Annotated in this window: 12 protein-coding genes; 6 read left to right on the top strand and 6 right to left on the bottom strand. The window is 73.4% G+C overall.

The window, feature by feature from the left end:
- Positions 1 to 109: 109 nt before the first annotated feature.
- Positions 110 to 712 carry a hypothetical protein gene (locus QM772_RS18240; protein ID WP_415139015.1) on the bottom strand — a complete coding sequence of 201 codons (603 nt, stop codon included), beginning with the start codon at positions 710 to 712 and terminating at the stop codon, positions 110 to 112.
- Between the two features lie 102 nt (positions 713 to 814).
- Between QM772_RS18240 and pbpC the strand changes: the two genes are divergently transcribed.
- Positions 815 to 3,034 (top strand): penicillin-binding protein 1C, encoded by a 2,220-nt coding sequence (gene pbpC, locus QM772_RS18235; RefSeq protein ID WP_415139013.1) that lies wholly within the window; start codon positions 815 to 817, stop codon positions 3,032 to 3,034.
- A gap of 12 nt (positions 3,035 to 3,046) precedes the next feature.
- Here the strand turns inward: pbpC and QM772_RS18230 are convergent, their stop codons facing one another.
- On the bottom strand, positions 3,047 to 3,628 hold the full coding sequence (locus QM772_RS18230; RefSeq protein ID WP_415139011.1) for a Uma2 family endonuclease: 582 nt from the start codon (positions 3,626 to 3,628) through the stop codon (positions 3,047 to 3,049).
- Between the two features lie 93 nt (positions 3,629 to 3,721).
- Between QM772_RS18230 and gorA the strand changes: the two genes are divergently transcribed.
- On the top strand, positions 3,722 to 5,110 hold the full coding sequence (gorA, locus tag QM772_RS18225; RefSeq protein WP_415139009.1) for a glutathione-disulfide reductase: 1,389 nt from the start codon (positions 3,722 to 3,724) through the stop codon (positions 5,108 to 5,110).
- Here gorA and QM772_RS18220 read toward each other — a convergent pair.
- Entirely contained in the window at positions 5,082 to 6,497 is a 1,416-nt protein-coding gene (locus QM772_RS18220) for an MATE family efflux transporter (RefSeq protein WP_415139007.1), read from the bottom strand. The two genes, gorA and QM772_RS18220, sit on opposite strands and share 29 nt — an antisense overlap.
- An 80-nt stretch (positions 6,498 to 6,577) precedes the next feature.
- Between QM772_RS18220 and QM772_RS18215 the strand changes: the two genes are divergently transcribed.
- The 4 genes from QM772_RS18215 (at position 6,578) to QM772_RS18200 (ending at position 12,132) form a co-directional block, all read left to right on the top strand.
- Positions 6,578 to 7,729, top strand: coding sequence for an L-lactate dehydrogenase (locus QM772_RS18215; RefSeq protein WP_415139644.1), 1,152 nt, complete (start codon positions 6,578 to 6,580; stop codon positions 7,727 to 7,729).
- Positions 7,730 to 7,769: 40 nt separating this feature from the next.
- On the top strand, positions 7,770 to 8,723 hold the full coding sequence (locus tag QM772_RS18210) for an alpha/beta hydrolase (RefSeq protein WP_415139005.1): 954 nt from the start codon (positions 7,770 to 7,772) through the stop codon (positions 8,721 to 8,723).
- A gap of 378 nt (positions 8,724 to 9,101) precedes the next feature.
- A complete protein-coding gene (locus QM772_RS18205; RefSeq protein ID WP_415139003.1) occupies positions 9,102 to 11,387 on the top strand; it encodes a catecholate siderophore receptor Fiu in 2,286 nt (761 codons plus the stop codon).
- 64 nt (positions 11,388 to 11,451) lie between these two features.
- Positions 11,452 to 12,132 (top strand): Fe2+-dependent dioxygenase, encoded by a 681-nt coding sequence (locus tag QM772_RS18200; protein ID WP_415139001.1) that lies wholly within the window; start codon positions 11,452 to 11,454, stop codon positions 12,130 to 12,132.
- A gap of 9 nt (positions 12,133 to 12,141) precedes the next feature.
- On the opposite strand, the gene QM772_RS18195 is transcribed toward QM772_RS18200, so the two are convergent.
- The 3 genes from QM772_RS18195 to QM772_RS18185 form a co-directional block, all read right to left on the bottom strand.
- The gene (locus QM772_RS18195) at positions 12,142 to 12,507 is read right to left on the bottom strand and encodes a GFA family protein (RefSeq protein WP_415138999.1); all 366 of its coding nucleotides are present in this window, start codon (positions 12,505 to 12,507) and stop codon (positions 12,142 to 12,144) included.
- Between the two features lie 67 nt (positions 12,508 to 12,574).
- A complete protein-coding gene (locus QM772_RS18190; RefSeq protein ID WP_415138997.1) occupies positions 12,575 to 15,565 on the bottom strand; it encodes a DUF349 domain-containing protein in 2,991 nt (996 codons plus the stop codon).
- 81 nt (positions 15,566 to 15,646) lie between these two features.
- A complete protein-coding gene (locus tag QM772_RS18185; protein ID WP_415138995.1) occupies positions 15,647 to 19,879 on the bottom strand; it encodes a DUF748 domain-containing protein in 4,233 nt (1,410 codons plus the stop codon).
- Positions 19,880 to 20,109 lie beyond the last annotated feature (230 nt).

The following is a 20,109-nucleotide window of genomic DNA, read 5'->3' as shown; positions in this document are numbered from 1 at the left end:
GCGCGGCGTTGAACGCGCCCGCCGCCACGAATGCCCCGGACACTACAATTTATGTAGCTGCTGGCGCTTTCTGGACGGGCGCTGCAGGCCGATTTTTCTTGAAAATCCGCTAGGGCGCGCGCGATTCCATCAGCAGCGTGGTCTGGCGCGCCAGCAGCTCCAGCGTGCGCAGCTGCACCGGCGAGAGTCCGCGCTCGGCCACGTCGGCCACCCACACCACGCCCTCCGGCACGCCGCGCCCGCCGGCCAGCGGAGCCCCGGCATAGAAGCGCAGCGGCCGGCCGGCCGCGCCACCGCCCATCGTCGCGCCGCTCAGCACCGTCACGGGACCGGCGCCGGCCATCGCCCGCCGGCACCATGGGGCGATGGCCTGCTGGTCGGCCGGCGTGACGCCCACGGCCGCCTTCAGGACCAGGACGCCGCCATCGAGCAGGCTGATGCCGGCCAGCGGCGTGCCGCAGATCCGCGCCGCGGTTTCGACGACGTACGGATAGGCCGCGTCGCCCCGCGCCTGCAGGGCGGCCAGCCGGCGCAGCTCGGACGTGCGGCGCGCGCCGGGCTCGCCGGGGCCGGACACCGGCATCGGCACCGTCGGCGCCCAGTCCACCGGCGCGGGCGGCGGCAGCGCCGACGGCACCGTGTCCGTGGCGATCTCGGCACCCGCCAGCGCCTGCGGCGCGCGTGCGGCCTTCCTGCGGAGCCATCCCAGCATGACGCATGTAACCAATTGTCTTGAAGTGTGCATTATTGCTCGCGGCGCCCGGCCCTCGCCAGATTTTTTTGCATGCCCCCGCGCGCTGCACAATCGGCGGCCATGATCCCCCGGCCTGCACGCACCCTGGCGCTTGCCGCCCTGCTGGCGGCGGCCGGCGGCGCGCGGGCCGGCGTGCCGAACTTTACCGAGGTACGGCAGGACCACCGCCCGTCCGAAACCCTGCTGCAGGATCGCCACGGCGAGCCCCTCCACCGCCTGCGCACCGACGCCAGCGCGCGGCGCGGCGACTGGGTGCCGCTGGCCGGCATCTCGCCCGCGCTGCGGCAGGCGCTGGTGCTGTCGGAGGACAAGCGCTTCCACGAGCACAGCGGCGTGGACTGGCGCGCCGTCTCCGCCGCCGCCTGGGCCAACCTGTGGGCCACGCGCACGCGCGGCGCCTCCACCCTCACCATGCAGCTCGCCGGCCTGCTGGACGACGACCTGCGGCTGGGCACGGGCGGCCGCAGCCTGCGCCAGAAGATCGGCCAGGCGGTGATGGCCACGCGGCTCGAAGCCGGCTGGCGCAAGGACCAGATCCTGGAGGCGTACCTCAACCTCGTGCCCTTCCGCGGCGAGCTGGTGGGCATCGACGCGCTCTCGCGCACCCTGTTCGCCAAGGCGCCGCACGGCCTGCAGGACACCGAGGCGGCCATCGCCGCCGCCCTGGTGCGCGCGCCCAACGCCCGGCCCGCCGCCGTGGCGCAGCGCGCCTGCGGCGTGCTGAACGCCATGCGCGAAGCGCGCGGCGCTGGCCAGGCCGACTGCACCGCGCTCGACATGCAGACCGAGCTGACCCTGTCGCGCCGCGCCTGGCCGCCCAGCGAGGGCATCGCCCCGCACCTGGCGCGCCGCCTGCTGGCCCAGCGCGGCGAAGCGGATGCCGGCCAGCCGCTGCGCAGCACGCTCGACGCCGGCCTGCAGCGCCTGGCCCTGCGCACGCTGCAACAGCAGTTGCGCGAGCTGCGCGGCCGCCACGTGGAGGACGGCGCCGTGATCGTGCTGGACAACGCCAGCGGCGAGGTGCTGGCCTGGGTCGGCTCCAGCGGCGAGATGAGCCGCGCCGCCGAGGTGGACGGCGTCACCGCGCCGCGCCAGCCGGGCAGCACGCTCAAGCCCCTGCTGTACGCGCAGGCCATCGCCGAGCGGCGGCTGACCGCCGCCTCGCTGCTCGACGACTCGCCCGCCCACCTGCAAACCGCCAGCGGCCTGTACATCCCGCAGAACTACGACCGCCGATTCAAGGGCTGGGTGTCGGCGCGCACCGCGCTGGCCGCCTCGCTCAACGTGCCGGCGGTGCGCACGCTGGTGATGGTCTCGCCCGACGCCTTCGCGCGCCAGCTGGAGCAGCTCGGCATCGCGCCGAAGGAAGGCGGCGGCTACTACGGCCACAGCCTGGCGCTGGGCAGCGCCGAGGTCACGCTGCTGCAACTCACCAACGCCTACCGGGCGCTGGCGAACAACGGGCGCGCCTGCCCCGTGCGCTTGCAGCCGGGCGCCGCGGCGCCGTGCACGCAGGCGCTCGATGCCGGCGCCGCCTTCATCGTCGGCGACATCCTCGCCGACCCCAACGCCCGCGCCCGCACCTTCGGCACCGACTCGATCCTGGCCACGCGCTTCTGGACGGCCGTGAAGACCGGCACCAGCAAGGACATGCGCGACAACTGGGCGGTCGGCTGGTCGCAGCGCTACACCGTCGGCGTGTGGGTCGGCAACGCCGGCGGCGAGGCGATGCGGGACGTCAGCGGCACCAGCGGCGCCGCGCCCGTGTGGGCCGCGCTGATGCGCCACCTGCACGCGCACACGCCGTCGCGCGCGCCGCAGCCGCCCGCCGGGCTGGTGCGCGCGGGCGTGCGCTTCGCAGGCGGCCTGGAAGCGGCGCGCGAAGAGTGGTTCCTGCCGGGCACGGCGCAGGCGCTTTTTGCTATTGATACAGGAGCTGCCAGCGTACGCCCCGCAAGCGCTAGCGGCCTAAAAGACTCGCAAGACCAGGTGCCCCCGCGCATCACCGCGCCGCAGGACGGCACCCTCCTGGCGCTCGACCCCGACATCCCGCCCGCGCGCCAGCGCCTGACCCTGCTGGCCGAGGCCGGCGGCGCCCCGGCCGGCACGCTGCGCTGGTGGATCGGCGCGCGCGAGATCGGGCGCGGCGTGCGCGCCCAGTGGCTGCCCTGGCCCGGCCGCCACGTCGTGCAGCTGCGCGACGCGCAGGGCCGCGTGCAGGACGAGCGGCGCATCGAGGTGCGCGGCGCGGCGGTCAAGCCGGGCGCCGCGCCGCGCTGAACGGCGGCGGCGTCACGGCGCGGCCGCGCCGCCGTCCTCCAGGTCGGCGAACAGTTCTGCGGCGGGCAGCGTCAACTCGACGCTCGCCAACTCGACGGCCTGGCCGTCGCTGAACGGGTGCAGCACCCACAGGCCGTCGGTGCCCTTGCGGTACACGTCGGCGCTGCGCCGGTCGATGTCGATGAGCACGTATTCGCGCAGGCTGGCGAGCTGGCGGTAGTGGGCGAACTTGACGCCCGTGTCGTAATGCGCCGTGCTCGGCGACAACACCTCGGCCACCAGCACCGGGGCCGACTTGGACAGGCGGCTGGCATGGTCGCCGCTGTCGCAGGTGACCATCACGTCGGGGTAGAAATACGCATTGGAAGCCGCCACATGAAGGCGCATATCGCTCATGTAGGTCTTGCACGGACTGCCGCGCAGATGGCGATGCAAGGCGGCAGTGAGATTGACCGCCACGGTCACGTGCCCGTCCTCTGCACCAGCCATGGCGAACACTTCGCCATCGATGTATTCGTGGCGTTCGGCCTGGGACTGCTCCCATTCCAGATAGTCGGCGGCGGTGAGGAAGGGCTTTGCCAATGCGCGTGCCATCGCGGTGCTCCAGGAAGCGGACGCGGCCATTATCCGCGCATGGCGCGCGCCTACACTTGGCCGCATTCCGCCAACTGCCAGCCACACACTCCCATGCCCCACCACGACTTCGACCTCCTCGTCATCGGCGGCGGCTCCGGCGGCGTGCGGGCGGCACGCATGGCGGCGCAGCGCGGCGCGCGCGTGGCCCTGGCCGAGCACGGGCGCATGGGCGGCACCTGCGTCAACGTGGGCTGCATCCCCAAGAAGCTCTACAGCTACGCGGCCGGCTTCGCCGAGGACTTCGCCGACGCGGCCGGCTTCGGCTGGCGCATCGCCCAGCCGCCGGTGCTGGACTGGGCGGCGCTGAAGGCCAACCGCGCCCAGGAGATCGCCCGCCTGAACGGCATCTACGAGGGCCTGATGACCGGCGCCCAGGTGCGGGTGCTGCGCGGCCACGCACGCCTGGCCGGCGGGCACACGGTGGAAGTGGCAGGTGAAGATGGCGCCACGCACCGGCACACCGCCCGCGCGATCCTCATCGCCACCGGCGGCCGGCCCTTCGTGCCGCCGGTGCCAGGCCACGAACTGGCCGTCACCTCCGACGACATGTTCGACCTGCCCGTCTTCCCCCGCCGCCTGGTGGTGGTCGGCGGCGGCTACATCGGCTGCGAGATGGCCAGCATCTTCCACGGCCTGGGCGCCGAGGTAACGCTGATCTACCGCGGCGAGCAGGTGCTGCGCGGCTTCGACGACGAGGTGCGCGCCTTCACCGCCGAGGAGATGCGCAAGGCCGGCGTGCAGCTGCGCCTGCGCAGCGACGTGGCGCGCATCGACGCCCTGCCGGGCGGCACTCGCCGCGTCACCCTTCAGGACGGCGCCACACTGGACGCCGACGTGGTGCTCTACGCCACCGGCCGCCAGCCCAACGTCGCCGGCCTGGGGCTGGATGCGCTGGACGTGCGCCAGCAGGCCAGCGGCGCCATCGAGGTGGACGAGCACTTCGCCACCAGCGCCCCCGGCGTCTACGCGCTGGGCGACGTGGTCGGCCGCATGGAGCTGACGCCGGTGGCGCTGGCCGAGGCGATGGCGCTGGTGGACCACCTGCTCGGCCCCGCGCCGGGCCGCCCCGCGCGCCGCATGGACTATGCCCACATCCCCACCGCCGTGTTCACCCACCCGCCCATCGGCACCGTGGGCCTGACCGAGCAGGCGGCGCGCGAGAAGTTTGGCGCCATCCGCGTCTACCGCGGCGACTTCAAGCCGCTGAAGCACACGCTGTCGGGCCGCGCCGAGCGCACGCTGGTCAAGCTGATCGTCGACGACGCCAGCGACCGCGTGGTGGGCCTGCACATGGTCGGCGCCGACGCCGGCGAGGTGGTGCAGGGCTTCGCCGTGGCGCTGAAGTGCGGCGCCACCAAGGCCCAGTTCGACGCCACCCTCGGCATCCACCCGACCAGCGCGGAAGAGTTCGTCACGCTGCGGGAAGTGACGCGGCGCTGACCTCGCCCGGTGCCTGCGCCGCCGCCCGGCGGCTGACCCAGCGCAGCATGCAAGCCATCAGCGCCGCCACCAGCAGCAGCGCCCCCGCCGCCGCCTGCCAGAACGCGGCCGGCGACTGCTGCGCCGCGACCGGCCCCAGGCCCCGGTAGGCCAGCAGGTAGCCGCCGGCCAGGCCCACGCCCCACAGCAGCACGCAATACACCACCAGCGGCGCCAGCGTGACGCGCCAGCAGCGCAGCAGGAAGATGGCCACCGTCTGCACCGCGTCCGACACGTGCAGCAGCGCCACCCAGGCCAGCAGGCCGGCGGCCAGCGCGGCCACGGCGGCATGCCCGGTGTAGATGGCGGGGATCCAGCCCCTTGCCATGAAAACGATAGCTGCCAGCGCAAGCCCCATGAGCGCTGCGGCCCATAATGACTGCAAGGCCACGGCGCGGGCGCGGCCCTCTTCGCCGGCGCCGCGCCACCAGCCCACGCGGGCGCTCGCGGCCACCGCCAGCGACAGGGGCGCCATGTACATCAGCGCCGTCACGTTGGCGGCGATCTGGTGCGCCGCCGTCGCCGTGGCGCCCAGCCGGGCGATGAACAGCGCCATCAGCGTGAAGGAGGTGATCTCCACGCCAATGGTCAGCGCCGCCGGCACGCCCAGCCGCGCGAAGGCCGCCTGCGTGGCGCCGTGCGGGCGCTCCAGGCGCCGCCACAGCGCCAGCGGCGCGTAGGCGGGCTGGGTGCGCGTCAGCCACGCGGCCAGCACGCAGAGCAGGAAGTTGACCGCGAAGGTCGCCCAGGCGCAGCCCACCACGCCCAGCGCCGGCAGGCCGGCGCCGCCGAAGGTGAACCAGACCGACAGCGGCAGCTTCACGCCCAGCGCGACCACCTGCAGCCAGCTCACCAGCTGCGGCCTGCCCAGCGCCTGGCTGAGCGTGCTGAAGGCGCGGAACAGCAGCGCCGCCGGCAGGCTCCAGCCCGCCACGGCCAGGTAGGCGCGGGCCACGGGCTGAAGGTCGTCCGGCACCTCGGTCCAGCGCAGGATGGGGCCGGGATTCAGCAGCACCGCCATGCCCAGCACGCTGGCCGCCGCGCACACGTAGAGCGACTGCCGCACCGACGGGCCGATCTCCGCCAGGCGCCGCGCGCCGTGCAGCTCGGCCCAGACCGGCAGCAGCGCCGTCACCAGGCCGGTGAGCGAGACGTAGACCGTGACGAACACCGACGAGCCGATGGCCAGCGCCGCCAGCGAAAGCTCGGAATGGCGGCCCGCGACGATGGTGTCCACCACGGCGAAACCCATGATGGCGAGCTGCCCGACGAACACCGCGCCGGCGTGGCTGGCCACGGTCCTGAACTCGGCGGCGGAGGAATAGACAGGGGAAGGGCCGGCGGTCACGGCGGGCATTGTGCCCGCGCACCGGCTGACCGACCGACGGGCGAAAGCGAATACCATCGCCTGCACGCGAGAAACCCTTGATGACCGACCTGAGCAAGATCACCTGCATCGAAGACCTGCGCGTGCTGGCCCGGCGCCGCGTGCCGCGCATGTTCTACGACTACGCCGACTCGGGCAGCTGGACCGAGGGCACCTATCGCGCCAACGAGGCCGATTTCCAGAACATCCTGCTGCGCCAGCGCGTGGCGATCAACATGGAGGGCCGCAGCACCGCCGCCAGCATGATCGGCCAGCCGGTCAGCATGCCGGTGGCGCTGGCGCCCACGGGCCTGACGGGCATGCAGCACGCCGACGGCGAGATCCTGGCGGCGCGCGCGGCCCGCAAGTTCGGCGTGCCCTTCACGCTCTCGACCATGAGCATCTGCTCCATCGAGGACGTGGCCCAGCACGCCGGCCCGGGCTTCTGGTTCCAGCTCTACGTGATGCGCGACCGCGACTTCATCGAGCGCCTGATCGACCGCGCCAAGGCCGCCGGCTGCGGCGCGCTGGTGATCACGCTGGACTTGCAGATCCTCGGCCAGCGCCACAAGGACATCAAGAACGGCCTCTCGACACCCCCGAAGCCGACCCTCGCCAACCTGATCAACCTCGCCACCAAGCCACGCTGGTGCCTGGGCATGCTGGGCACGCCGCGGCGCCAGTTCGGCAACATCCACGGCCACGTCAAGGGCGTCACCGACATGAGCAACCTGGGCGCGTGGACGGCCGACCAGTTCGACCCGCGCCTGAACTGGGGCGACGTGGAATGGATCAAGCGGCGCTGGGGCGGCAAGGTCATCGTCAAGGGCATCATGGAGCCGGAGGACGCGCGCCTGGCGGTGGACAGCGGCGCCGACGCGCTCATCGTCAGCAACCACGGCGGCCGCCAGCTCGACGGCGCGCCCTCGGCCATCGCCGCGCTGCCCGCCATCGTCGATGCCGTCGGCAGCCGCATCGAGGTGCACATGGACGGCGGCATCCGCAGCGGCCAGGACGTGCTGAAAGCCTGGGCGCTGGGCGCGCGCGGCACCTACATCGGCCGCGCCTTCCTCTACGGCCTGGGCGCGGCCGGCGAAGCGGGCGTCAGCAAGGCACTGGAGATCATCCACCGCGAGCTGGACCTCACCATGGCCTTCTGCGGCCGCACGCAGATCGGCGCCGTCGATAAGAGCATCCTTCGCCCAGGCACCTGACCCACGGCCTGATCCCACCGCCCTGCCGAGACCACTCCCCATGCTGCATCCCCAAGCCCGCTTCCTGATCGACCTGATGATCGAGCGCGGCGTACCGCCCACGCACACGCTGGCGCCGCCCGAGGCGCGCGCCATGTACCGCGAGCGCCGCGCCTTCACCCAGCCCGACGCGCCCGAGGTGGCCGAGGTGCGCGACCTCGCCGCGCCCGGCCCCGGCGGCGACATCCCGCTGCGCGCCTACCGGCCGCTGGGCGCCGCGCCCGGCGCCGTGCTGCCGGTGCTGGTGTACTGCCACGGCGGCGGCTGGGTCATCGGCGACCTGGACACGCACGACACCCTGTGCCGCGAGCTGGCCAACGCCAGCGGCTGCGCCGTGGTGGCGGTGGACTACCGGCTGGCGCCGGAGCACCGCTTTCCCGCCGCCTACGACGACGCCCTGGCCGCCACGCGCTGGGTGGCCGCGCACGCCGCCGAGCTGCGCGTGGACCCGGCGCGCCTGGCCGTGGGCGGCGACAGCGCCGGCGGCAACCTGGCGGCGGCGGTGGCGCTGGCCGCGCGCGACGACGCCGACGGGCTCGGGCCCCTGCCCATCGCGTACCAGCTGCTCATCTACCCCGGCGTGGACATGCGGCGCGGCCACCCCTCGCACCAGACCAATGGCGAGGGCTACGTGCTGACGCGCGAGACCATGGACTACTTCGTCGGCCACTACCTGCCCGACCCGGGCCAGTACAGCGACTGGCGCGCCTCGCCGCTGCTGGCCGCCAGCCACGCCAGGCTGCCGCCGGCGCTGGTGCTCACCGCCGGCTACGACCCGCTGGTGGACGAGGGCCTGGACTACGCCCGCGCCCTCAGCGCCGCCGGCAACCGCGTCAGCCACGTGTGCTTCGGCCGCCAGATCCACGGCTTCATCACCATGGGGCGGGTGCTGGACGAGGCGCACACGGCGGTGGCGCTGTGCGCGGCCGAATTGCGGCGGGCGCTGCGGGCCTGAGGCGGCGCATCCGGCGCGCGGGCGGCATGGCCACGCCCGCGTCCCGCGCCAGCCAATTCAGCGCCAAATCGGGCTCCAGCGCTTATGTGACAAGCGCTGGCAGCTATATTTATAGTAGCAATAAAACTCACCGGAGCCTGTGGACCTGCGCGTTGCGCAGGCCCAACGCCCCATCGGCCAGGCCGCTTGATTTCGGTCAACCTTCTTACATATCGATAATGAAATACATTATCATTCGTAAGATTTCTACCGAATTCTAGGTGTTCGTCCGGGTATTCCGCACGATCCCGCCCCACAGCCAACCCCGCCGCAGCCGGCCCAGCGCCGGTTGACGCGCGCCGGGCCAGCCAGCACCGCAACCTTGCCAACGGGACTCGCATGGCCTCTTCGTCGCCCTTCGTCCGCAGCCGCAAACACGCTGCACCCTCCATCGCTCCGCGCACCGCCACCAGCGTGGCCGCCCTCGCCCTGGTGGCGCTCGGCGCGCCCGCCCAGGCACAGACCGCCGCCGCCACGCTGCCCGAGGTCAAGGTGCAGGCCACGCCCGATGCCGGCTACGAGCCCGAGAAGCTCTCCTCGCCCAAGTTCACCGCGCCGCTGGTGGACACGCCGCAGACCATCACCGTGATCCGCAAGGAGGTGCTGCAGGACCAGGGCTCCACCACCCTGACCGACGCGCTGCGCAACAGCCCCGGCATCACCTTCCAGATGGGCGAGAACGGCAACACCGCCACCGGCGACGCGGTCTACATGCGCGGCTATGACACCTCGGGCAGCATCTTCGTGGACGGCGTGCGCGACGTCGGCACCATCACCCGCGACGTCTTCAACCTGGAGCAGGTCGAGGTCGTCAAGGGCCCGGCCGGCGCCGACATCGGCCGCGGCTCGCCCACCGGCTACATCAACCTGTCCAGCAAGGCGCCCCAGGCCGACAACTTCGGCGCCGCCAGCCTGAGCTTCGGCACGGCCAGCCAGAAGCGCGCCACGGCCGACATCAACCGCAAGTTCAGCGACACCGGCGCCGTGCGCCTGAACCTGATGGTCCAGGACAGCGGCGTGCCGGGCCGCGACCACGTGACGAACGACCGCTGGGGCATCGCGCCGTCGGTGGCCTTCGGCCTGGGCACGCCCACCCGCCTGACCTTCTCCTACCTGCACGTGCAGCAGAACAACCGCCCGGACGGCGGCCTGCCCACCATCGGGCTGGACGGCTACTACCTGTCGCAGCTGGAGTCGATCGGCGGCAACGGCCCGCGCGTGGACACCAGCAACTACTACGGCTGGCTGTCCGACCACGACAAGGTCAAGGCCGACATGCTGACCGCCCGCTTCGAGCACGACTTCTCCTCCGACCTGAAGCTCAGCAACGTCACCCGCTGGGGGCGCTCGCGGCAGGATCTGGTGCTCACCGGCGTGTTCAGCAGCAGCCTGATCACGCCCGACCTGAGCAACCCGGCCGGCTGGCTGGTGCGCCTGCTGCCGCAGGGCAAGCTGCAAACCAACAAGGTGCTGACCAACCACACCAACGTCACGGCCAAGCTGGACACCGGCGGCCTCAAGCACGCCATCAGCGCCGGCCTGGAACTGGCGCGCGAGGAGCAGGACACCGACGCCCGGACCTCGCAAATCGACGCCACCAACGGCACGCTGGTGGGCACCGCCTACCAGGCTTTCAACAACCTGTACACGCCCGATCCGAGCCGCGCGCTGGTGCCCGTCGTCGCCACCGGCGCCTCGACCCACGGCAAGCTGACCACCGCCGCGCTGTACGCGTTCGACAACATCGAGTTCAACAAGCAGTGGTCGCTGAACGCCGGCCTGCGCTTCGAGCACTACAAGACCGACTACCTCAGCGTCGCCGCGCCCGCCACGCCGGCCGTGGCCGATACGGCGCTCAGCGCCTCGGGCAACCTGCTCACCGGCAAGCTGGGCGTGGTCTACAAGCCGGCCGAGAACGGCAGCATCTACGCCGCCGTGGCCACCTCGTCCAAGCCGCCGGGCAGCGACTTCGCCCTGTCGGCCACCGCCACCAACGTCAACAACCCCAACCTCGACCCGCAGAAGGCCACCACCTTCGAGATCGGCACCAAGTGGGAGCTGCTGAACCGCAAGCTGCTGGTCACCGCCGCCGCCTTCCGCACCACCAACAAGAACGAGCTGGCCGTGGCCGACTCGGTCACCGGCGAGGTGGTGCAGTTCGGCAAGACGCGCGTGCAGGGCGTGGAGCTGACCGCCGCCGGCCAGATCACGCCCGCCTGGGCGGTGATCGGCGGCATCGCCTACACCAACGCCAAGATCCTGGAAGGCTCGGCCACCAGCACCGGCGCCGCCGTGCGCTACTCGCCCAAGGTCGCGGCCACGCTGTGGACCACCTACAAGCTGCCCATGGGCCTGACCTTCGGCGGCGGCGTGCGCCACGTGGACACGCAGGCGCGCTCGACCAGCAACGTCGCGCTCACGTCCACCTCGTTCTTCCCCAAGGTGCCGGCCTACACCGTGTTCGACGCCATGGTGGGCTACGAGATCAACCGCAGCGTCTCGCTGCAGCTCAACGTCTACAACCTGACGAACAAGTTCTACCTGGCGCGGGTCAACAACGCCGGCAACCGCTTCGTGCTGGGTGCGCCGCGCTCTTTCCTGGTGACGGCCAACTTCAAGTTCTGATCCCTTTCCAAGGTATCTTTGCGGCCCGGGCGCCTCTGCCCGGGCCTTTTTTCTTTTCCCCGCCATGCTGATCCACATTCCCCAGGTCCTCACCCGCGAGCAGGTGCGCGCGATGCGCGCCGCCATCGACGCCGCCGAATGGATCGATGGCCGCGCCAGCGCCGGCAGCCAGGGCGCGCGGGTCAAGCACAACCGGCAGCTGCCCGACGGCTCGCCCGTCGCCCAGGCGCAGGGCCAGCTCATCCTGCAGGCGCTGGCCGCCAACCCGACCTTCTTCACGGCCGCCCTGCCCGCGCGCACCGCGCCGCCGCTGTTCAACCGCTACGCGGCGGGCGAGACCTACGGCCTGCACGTGGACGGCGCCGTGCGCCGCGTGCCCGGCGCCCTGCCCTGGCTGCGCACCGACGTCTCCAGCACGCTGTTCCTGTGCGAGCCCGACGACTACGACGGCGGCGAACTGGTGGTGGTGGACACCTACGGCACGCACGAGGTCAAGCTGCCCGCGGGCGACCTGATCGTCTACCCCGCCACCAGCCTGCACCGCGTGGAGCCGGTCACGCGCGGCGAGCGCGTGGCCTCGTTCTTCTGGAGCCAGAGCATGGTGCGCGACGACGCGCAGCGCGCCATGCTGTTCGAGCTGGACCAGACCATCCAGAAGCTGCGCGCGCTGCACGGCGAGACCGACGAAGCGCTGGCGCTGACCAACCACTACCACAACCTGCTGCGGCTGTGGGCGGAGGTGTAGGGCGCGCCCTCACCACCAGCCGGCGCGCGCGTCCAGGTGCGCGTGCCGGGTGCGCGCGGGGCTGAAGGGCGTATCCAGCGCGGCGACGGCGATCGACACCCAATCGGGGTACCGCGCGCTGCCGCGCCACTCGATGTTGGCGCCGCAGACGCCGCAGAAGCGCCGCACCACGCCGGGCGACGATGCGTATGCCGCCAGCAAGTGCTCGCCCGCCGTGTAGCGCAAATCGGCGCGCGGCACGCTGGCGTAGGTGGCGAAGGCGGCGCCATGCTGCTTCTGGCACATGCGGCAGTGGCAGTGCGTGGCGGCGCGCGGCTCGGACGCCAGTTCGAAGGCGACGGCGCCGCACAGGCAACTGCCTTTGCGCATGCTCATGGGTTCAGCATCGAATCAGCCGCCAGCGCCCGTCCATCAAGCGTCAGCAGCTATCAGAACCGCAGCATCACTTGCGCAGCAGCGCCTTCAGCGCGCCTTGCAGGCGACGGGCGCTGGCCTCGTCGTAGCCCGAAGCGAGCACGGCGGCGGCGTCCTGGCCCCAGGTCTGAGCGGGGGCCGGGTCGTTGCGGCGGGTGAGCAGTCGCAGTTGCAGCGCGCGGCGGGCGTCGAGGTGTTCGGCGGGGGTGGGCACCTCGGCGGCCATCTCCAGCCGCAGCAGCGATTCGGCCGCCTGGTCGGCCGCGCCGCCGCCGCCGATGGCCTGCGACCACGCGGTGCGCACGGCGGGGGTGACGCCGCGCCCCAGCTCCTGCACGCTGGGCACCTGCTCGGGCTGGCGCTGCTGCCAGGCGCCGAGCAGCTGCGTCAGCGCCTCGCCGTGCGCCTGCGCGGCCAGCTTGCGCAGCTGGGCCTGGGCGTGCTCGACGGCGTCGCGCTGGGCACGGAAGGCGGCGTCGCCCAGGCGCGGGCCACGGTCCTCGCGCGGCGGGCGGCCTTCGAAACGGCCGCCTTCACGCCGGTCGCCGAAGCGGCCGCCGCGATCGCCGCCGCGATCGCCGCCGGGGCCGGAGCGTGGCGCGCCAGGGCGGCCGTCGCGCCGGTCGCCGAACTTGCCGCCGCGCGCCGCCGGCTCGGCCTTCCTGGCGCCGGGGCGGTCGTCGCCGCGCATGGCGATCAGCGGCTTGGCGGGCTTGGGCGCGGGGGCTGGAGCAGCCTCGCCTTCGGCGGACGCGACGGGCTCGCCTGCTTCGTTTTCAGGAGCTGCCGGCGCTTGACTGGCGGGCGCTGGCGCCTGTTTTTGCTCTGAATCCGCAGCGGCGGCGGCCTGCCCGCGCGTGGCGGCTTCGAGCTGCGCCATGGCGGCGCGGATGCGCTGCACGTCGCCGCTGGCGTTGGCCTCTTCCAGCGCCTTGGCGGCGTCGAGCACGGCCTTGTCGTGCGCGCTCATCGCCGCCTGCTGCTGGGCACGCTCGGCGCCCTTGCGGTTGAAGGCGTCGTCGATGGGCTTGCGGAAGGCGTCCCACAGCTTCTGCTCGTGCTTGCGGTCCAGCGGCACGGCCTGCGCCTCGGCCTGCCAGCGCTGCTGGAGCTGCTTGACGGCGTCGATGCGCAGCTGCGGCGCGGCGCCCAGGGCCTCGGCCTCGGCGATCAGGGCCTGGCGGCGCGCGGTGCTCTGCCTCTGCGCGGCCTCCAGCGGCAGCGCGGCGGCGTGGATGGCGTCCTTCCAGCGCGGCTGGAGTTCGGCGAACTGCTTTTCGGACAGGTGGCCGGCGTTGCGCCAACGCTCGGAGAACTGGTGGATCTGGCGGTTGACGGCCTTCCAGTCACCGCCCTCGCCGGCGTCGGCATGGCCGGCGGCCCAGGCCCGGACCTCCTCGATCAGCGCCTCGCGCTGGGCGCGGTGCTCGGCGGCCTCGGCGCGCACGCCGGCGACCCACTCGTCGACGAACTTGTGCGCGGCGTTGAGCGCGCGGTCGAAGCGCTTCCACAGCGCGTGGTTGGGCGCGCCGCCCTGGTCGACGGCCTTCCACTCCTCGCGCAGCTTGCGGATGGCGTCCTGCAGCTTGCGGCCGCCCATGGCAGGGGCCAGCTCGACGCCGGGCTCCAGCGCGGGGGCGGCAGGCTTTTCAGCGTCTCTCTGGGCTTCAGCGCCCGCCTGGCCTGCGCCGGCAGCTTCTGTTTCAGGAGCAGCGGGCGGCGCCTCGGCTTCCGGTGTGGGCGCTTCGGCAAGCGCGGCGGCTGGCTCGGCTGTGGCACTCGGCGCGGGCTCGGCCGGTGCGGCATCGGCCACAGGCGCAGCTTCGGCAGCAGCTTCGGCCGCCTCGTCGGGCGCCGGTTCGCCGGCCCCGCCCTTGGCCTTGCGCTTGACCAGCAGCGCCTCGGCGCGGGCCACGAGCTGCTCGCGCACCTTGTCGGCGCTCCAGCGCTGCCAGCCTTCCAGCTCGCCGGCGGAGACGAGCGCGGCGTGCACGCGCGCCTCCAGCGCGTCGTCGATCAGCCGGCCGTGCGTCTTGAGCGACTGGCGCAGCGCCTGGGTGGCGCTGTGCATGTTCTTGGTGTGGCCGGCGGCCACGGCCTGCTCCAGCAGCATGGAGCCGGCCTCGACGGCCTTCTGCGCGGCGGCGCGCTGCTCGGGGTCGACCTTGGGCTTGGCAGGCTTCTCGGCGGCGGCGGGCGACTCGGCCGGCGCCTCGCCGCGCAGGGCGCGCAGTTCGTCGGCCCACACGGGCACGGGCGGCAGCGGCGCGGCGGCGTCGGCGCGCGCGGCCAGGGCCTGCGCCAGCGCGGGACCGAAGGCGTCCCACACGGCGGCGAGCTGGCTCTGCGCGGCCTCGATCTGCGGCGGGTAGCGCACGTCCACGCTCAGCCACTGCTCGTCGGCCAGCAGCAGGCGGGCCTGGGCGCGCCAGTGGCCCACGTCACGCTCCAGGGCGGCCTGCTGCGCCTCGGCGTCGGCCAGCGGCCTGGTGGACAGCAGTTCGATGCGCTGGGCCAGCAGCGCGGCGGCCTCGCGCTGCACCATCACGCGCTGCTGCAAATCCTCGACCTTCTTCACGCGCTCCACCAGCCGCGCGCGCAGGCCGGACAGCGGCTCGCGCGACAGCGGCGCGCCGGCCTTGGCGGCGTCGCGCTGCCAGGCCAGGGCGTCGGCGATGTTCAGGCGCGCGCTCTCCAGCAGCGCCTGCGCCTTGGCCTCCCACTCGGCGGCGACGGCCTCCTGGCCCTTGGCGCGGCGCAGTTCCTCCAGCCGCTCGCGCAGCGCCTTGGCGGCGCCCTTGTCCTTGGCCGCCAGCTCCTTGTAGACCTCCTGCATCTGCTCGGCGCCGGGCTGGGTGGCCAGCCAGTCGCGCACGCGCTGGGCGCGCTCGCCCGAGGTGGCGGCGGAGAAGGCGCCGCCCGTCAGCGCGTCGAGCGGATGCGCCTCGGCGGGCCTGGGCGCGGCGGCGGCGTCCTGCGCGGGTTGCGGGTCTTTGGAGTCGCGTGAGAAGGGAAACATCGAGAGGCTCTGAAAACGGCTGGCGCGCCGACCTGGCGCGCCCGAAGTGCGTATTTTCGCCCGGATTCGCCGGCGCCTGCGCTACTTCGCCGCCAGCGCCAGTTCGGCGCGCGGCGACCAGGCGCCTGGCGGGGCGCTGGCCGCGCTGGCGGGCGCCTGGGCCGCCGCGGCGCCGCCGGTGCGCGCGGCGCCCAGGAACAGGCGCTCGGCCGGCAGCTTCCTGGCCGCCAGGTAGTCCTTGACGGCCACGCCGCGCTGCACGGCGAGCTGGCGCATGGCGTCCTCGCCGGCCTCGACGTGCGCCATCAGCAGCGCCTCCATCTCGGCCACGGGCACGTCGCGCAGCAGGCCGATGGCGTTGCGCGGGCGGCCGGGGATGTCGGCGCGGCGGTACAGGCGGCGCAGCAGCTGGGGGTAGTCGGCGTCGGCCGTGATGTCGGTGCCGGATGGGGCCTCGGCGCCCGCCGGCTGTGCGCCGGAAGCGCCTGTTTCAGGAGCGCTGGCGACTTCGGCGGGCGCCGCGCCGGAAGCCGCGCCCGAAGCCGCGCCCGTCGGCGCGGGCGCCGCGTCGCCGCGCCGCTCGGCCGCCACCAGCGCCTTCAGGCGCTCGCGCCGGTAGCCTTCGCGCTCGGCCTCCAGGCTGGCGGTGCCGACCACGGTGAGCTTGAGCCGGGGCCGGTCGGCCAGCGCCTTGGCCACCTTGTCGAGCTGCTCGCGCGCCTTGGCGTCCAGCCGCGCGCTGCCGGGCGCGAAGGCCACGTGCGACATGTCCTGCCCGCCGCCGCCGCCGAACGCGCTGGCCAGCAGCGAGAACGGCGCGGTGAGCGCCTTGCCGATCAGGTTGACGATGGCCTTGAAGATGATCGGCCCGAGCGAGAACTGCGGGTCGTTCAGCGAGCCGCTGATGGGCAGGTCGAGGTCGATCACGCCCTGGCTGTCGGCCAGCAGCGCGGTGGCCAGCTTGACCGGCAGGCTGGCGGGCGCGCCGGCCACCGGCTCGCCGAATTCGAGCTGGTTGAGCACCAGCCGGTTGCTGGCGGTGAGCTGGCCGTCGGGCTGCACCTTGTAGGCCACCTCCATGCTGAGCTTGCCGCGCTCGATGCCGTGGCCGGCGTACTTCACCGAATAGGGCGTGAGCGGCGGCAGCTCCAGGTCGGTGACCTTGCCTTCGATGTCCAGCGCCAGCGGTTTCGCCAGCGGGTTGAGCTTGCCGGTGACCGCCAGTTGCGCGGTGCCCTCGGCGCGGCCGGTGAGTTGCAGCTCGGCCATCTGCGGCGCGCCGGCCGGCGCCACGGAACTGAAGGCGCCCAGCGAACCGTTCAGCTCGCTCAGGTCGGCCGAGTAGTTGGGGCGGATGAAGCGGTCGGAGAAATACACCTTGCCGCCCGCCAGCCGCACCGGGCCGAAGCGGATGACCGGGGCCATCGGGTCGGATTTCTGGTCAATTCGGGCTGTAGCGCTTGCTGGACGGGCGCCGGCAGCTCCTGAATTGGTAGCTTCATTGAACTCGCCCGCCGCCGGCATGCCGCCGGCGGCGGCACGGGCGGACGCGGCGGCGGCCGGCGCGGGCGTTTCGGCAGCGGCGGACTTGACCACGTCCTGCAGGTTGATGCGCCCGCTGGGGTGGATCAGCAGGCGGGCGTAGAAGTCGGACAGCAGCGTGTCCTTGACGTCCACCTGCGCCGGCTTGCCGGGCTCGACCTGCACGTCGAGGCCGGCCAGGCGCAGCAGCTTCCAGCTGAGCAGTTCCTCGCCCAGGCCGGCGGGTGCGGACGCGGCGGCCGTGGGCGCCAGCGGCGCCTGCGAGGGGCCGGACGCGGCGGCCGCCACCCGCGCGGCGCCCGGCGCGGACGCGGCCGCCTGCGCGGGCCGCGCCGCCTCGTCCGACGCGGCGGCGGTGCCGGGGCGGCTGTGGGTGCGCAGCTCCTCCAGGCTGGCGTCGCCGGTCACGCGCAGGCGCGGGCCCTGCGCGGTCTGGGTGAAGGCGGCGTTGCCCTTGAAGCTGGCGTCGGCGCGCAGGATGTCGATGTTGAGCTGCTGGCCGAAGTACGGCTCGAAGGCGTGCACCGGCAGCCGCTGCGCGTCCACCGCGCCCTGCGCCGACAGCGGCGCCAGCCCCACGCTGCCGCGCCAGGACAGGCGCCCCGGCTCGCCCCGGCGCGTGCCCAGGCGCGCCGCCAGCACGACGGGCATGGGCTGCTTGGCGTCCAGCGCGAGCTGCTTGGCGCCCAGGCTCAGCTGCGTCAGCTCGGCCTCGACCGGGCCGCCGGGCACGGCGGCGTCGCGCCAGCCGATCTGGCCGTCGGTCACGGCCAGCTCGGCGATGAGGGCCTTCCAGGGGATGTCGGCCGCCGGGCCGCCGCGCGGCTTGTTGAGCTTGCCGGCCGGCGGCGCCTCGGCGGGCCGGCGCAGCCAGTCCTCGAACATCCAGCGCTGGTCGGCCTCGCGCGCCACGGCCAGGCGCGGCGCCTGCACCGCCAGCTTGCCGACGCTGACGGCGCGCGTGCGCCAGTCCAGCAGCACCTGTTCCAGTTCGACCTGGGCCACGCTGGCCAGCGGGCCGCCGGCGCGGGCGCGCGCCTCGTCGGCGCCGCCGCCGGTGCGCGCCAGCCGGGCGGCGGCGGTCTGCGGCTCGGCCAGCATCAGGCGGCTGAGCGTCAGGCGCTCGACGGCGATCTTCAGCTCGGGCGGCAGGTCGCGCGCCTTGGGCGGCGCCCATTGCAGGCCGACGTGGGCGTCCAGCTCGCCGGTCAGGCGCGGCGCCAGGTAGGGCGCGGCGTAGGGCGCGGCCAGCGCCAGCGGCACGGCGGCGGCGCGGGCGTTGACCTCGGCGCCGTCCGGCCCGGCCTGGCCCTGGAACTCGATCGAGGGCACGCGCTCGCGGGCCGCGGGCGCGGCGGACGCGGACGCGGCGGCGGGCGCCTGCGCCCGGCCGGCGGCGCGGCGGCGCGGCGGCGCGGCGTCGGGAATGGCGGGCGTCAGTCCCTCGGTGCCGACCAGCGCGGCCGAGCCGCTGAAGGTGAGCGTCCGGGCCATCGGCCAGGCCAGCGTGGCGGCGGCCAGCTCGACCTCGTTCAGGCGCAGCGTGGCGGCCGGCACGTCGCCGGCGGCGGTGGTCTCGTCGGTGAAGTCCACCGTGCCGCCGTGCACGGCCAGTTTGTCGATGGCCACCTGCCAGGCCGCGGATTCGGCATCATTTTGGCCTCCAGCGCCCGTGGATTGGGCGCTGGCAGCTCCTGATTCAGGAGCATCGGCGGGCGATTGGAGCAGCAGGTTGATCTGCCCGTCCGGGCGCCGCCGCACGGCGACCTGCGGGCCGTGCAGCTCCACCGAGGCGAGTTGCACCTGGCGCTCCAGCGGGCGCACGTCGCCCAGCTGGAGTTTCAGCGCGTCGAAGGCCAGCGCCTCGCCGCCCTGCGCATCGACCGACTTCAGGCCGCTGACGGCCAGCGTGCCGCCCAGGCGCAGGCTGGGCTGGGGCAGTTGCACGAAGCCCAGGCGCAGGTCGGCGTCCACCGTGGCGGCCTGCAGGCGCACCGGCAGGCCGGCGGGCAGGTAGCCCAGGTAGGGCTTCAGGTCCAGCGCCGCCAGGCGCAGCACGGCGCCGGTCTGGCGCGATTCCTCGAACGGCAGCGCCTGCGCGCTGGAGTCGAAGGCGCTGCCGTTGGCCGTGAACGCCAGCCGCGGCAGCACCTTGACCTCGCGCTGCGACGGCAGGTTGCTGATGAAGGGCAGCGTCAGCCGCAGGCCGCGCACCTCGTGCGTGCGGTCGACGGCGCGGTCGTCGAAGTCGATGCGGCCGTCCTTCAGCTCGATGTTGTACAGGGCGAAGCGCGCCGGCTCGGACGGCTCGGCCGGCCGGGGGCGCGCCGCCAGCCGCGCCAGGATGTCGTCGACGTCGTAGCGGCCCTCGCCCAGGTGCGTCAGGTGCAGCTCGGGCGCCTCGACCTGGATGGCGTCCACCACCGGCGCCAGGCGCGCCAGCGACTGCAGCTCGGCATCCAGGTAGATGCGCTTGACGCGCAGCAGGTCCGCCGCCGCGCCGGGCGCGCCGCCCACGCGCAGGTCGGACAGGGTCAGCTCCAGCGTCCAGGGCTTGAAATCCACCGCGCCGATGCGCACCGGGCGGCCGAGCTGCTCGCTGGCGATCTTCTCGCCCTGCCACCTGGCGAGCGGCGGCAGCGCCAGCCAGCCCAGCGCCCACAGCGCCAGCAGGCCGAGAACGGCGTACACCCCGCGCCGCACCCAGCGGTTGCGCGGCAGGCGGACGCGGCGTGCGGGGGGCAGGGCGGGAGACGGCGGCGGCTCGGACATCGGTCTGGATTGTCGTCGCCCCGGCCAGAGCAAAATGTAATAGCGCGCAACCGGCCCCTCGGAAGCGGCTCATGGCGCGAGAAACGCGAAAGCCCGGCGTTTCGGCCTGCAGCCGGCCCGCCGGGCTTTCTAGGCAGCGTGACAAAAGCGTCCTGATCTGCCTGGGGTCCGCATCGGAAAGCTGGTTGTTTCCGGCTGCGGGGAAGGCAAATGATTGCCTTCTTGGGGAT

The sequence above is a fragment of the Ottowia sp. genome, from assembly GCF_047601385.1.
Taxonomy (GTDB): Bacteria; Pseudomonadota; Gammaproteobacteria; order Burkholderiales; family Burkholderiaceae_C; genus Ottowia.
This window is presented reverse-complemented; position numbering and strand designations above follow the sequence as displayed.

What these genes read in the sequence shown, in the direction of transcription:
- QM772_RS18210 (WP_415139005.1), top strand. Translation starts at nt 7,770, where the DNA reads ATGCTGCATCCCCAAGCCCGCTTCCTGATCGACCTGATGATCGAGCGC.
- QM772_RS18205 (WP_415139003.1), top strand. Translation starts at nt 9,102, where the DNA reads ATGGCCTCTTCGTCGCCCTTCGTCCGCAGCCGCAAACACGCTGCACCC.
- QM772_RS18200 (WP_415139001.1), top strand. Translation starts at nt 11,452, where the DNA reads ATGCTGATCCACATTCCCCAGGTCCTCACCCGCGAGCAGGTGCGCGCG.
- gorA (WP_415139009.1), top strand. Translation starts at nt 3,722, where the DNA reads ATGCCCCACCACGACTTCGACCTCCTCGTCATCGGCGGCGGCTCCGGC.
- QM772_RS18215 (WP_415139644.1), top strand. Translation starts at nt 6,578, where the DNA reads ATGACCGACCTGAGCAAGATCACCTGCATCGAAGACCTGCGCGTGCTG.
- QM772_RS18230 (WP_415139011.1), bottom strand. Translation starts at nt 3,628, where the DNA reads ATGGCACGCGCATTGGCAAAGCCCTTCCTCACCGCCGCCGACTATCTG.
- pbpC (WP_415139013.1), top strand. Translation starts at nt 815, where the DNA reads ATGATCCCCCGGCCTGCACGCACCCTGGCGCTTGCCGCCCTGCTGGCG.
- QM772_RS18240 (WP_415139015.1), bottom strand. Translation starts at nt 712, where the DNA reads ATGCTGGGATGGCTCCGCAGGAAGGCCGCACGCGCGCCGCAGGCGCTG.
- QM772_RS18190 (WP_415138997.1), bottom strand. Translation starts at nt 15,565, where the DNA reads ATGTTTCCCTTCTCACGCGACTCCAAAGACCCGCAACCCGCGCAGGAC.
- QM772_RS18185 (WP_415138995.1), bottom strand. Translation starts at nt 19,879, where the DNA reads ATGTCCGAGCCGCCGCCGTCTCCCGCCCTGCCCCCCGCACGCCGCGTC.
- QM772_RS18195 (WP_415138999.1), bottom strand. Translation starts at nt 12,507, where the DNA reads ATGAGCATGCGCAAAGGCAGTTGCCTGTGCGGCGCCGTCGCCTTCGAA.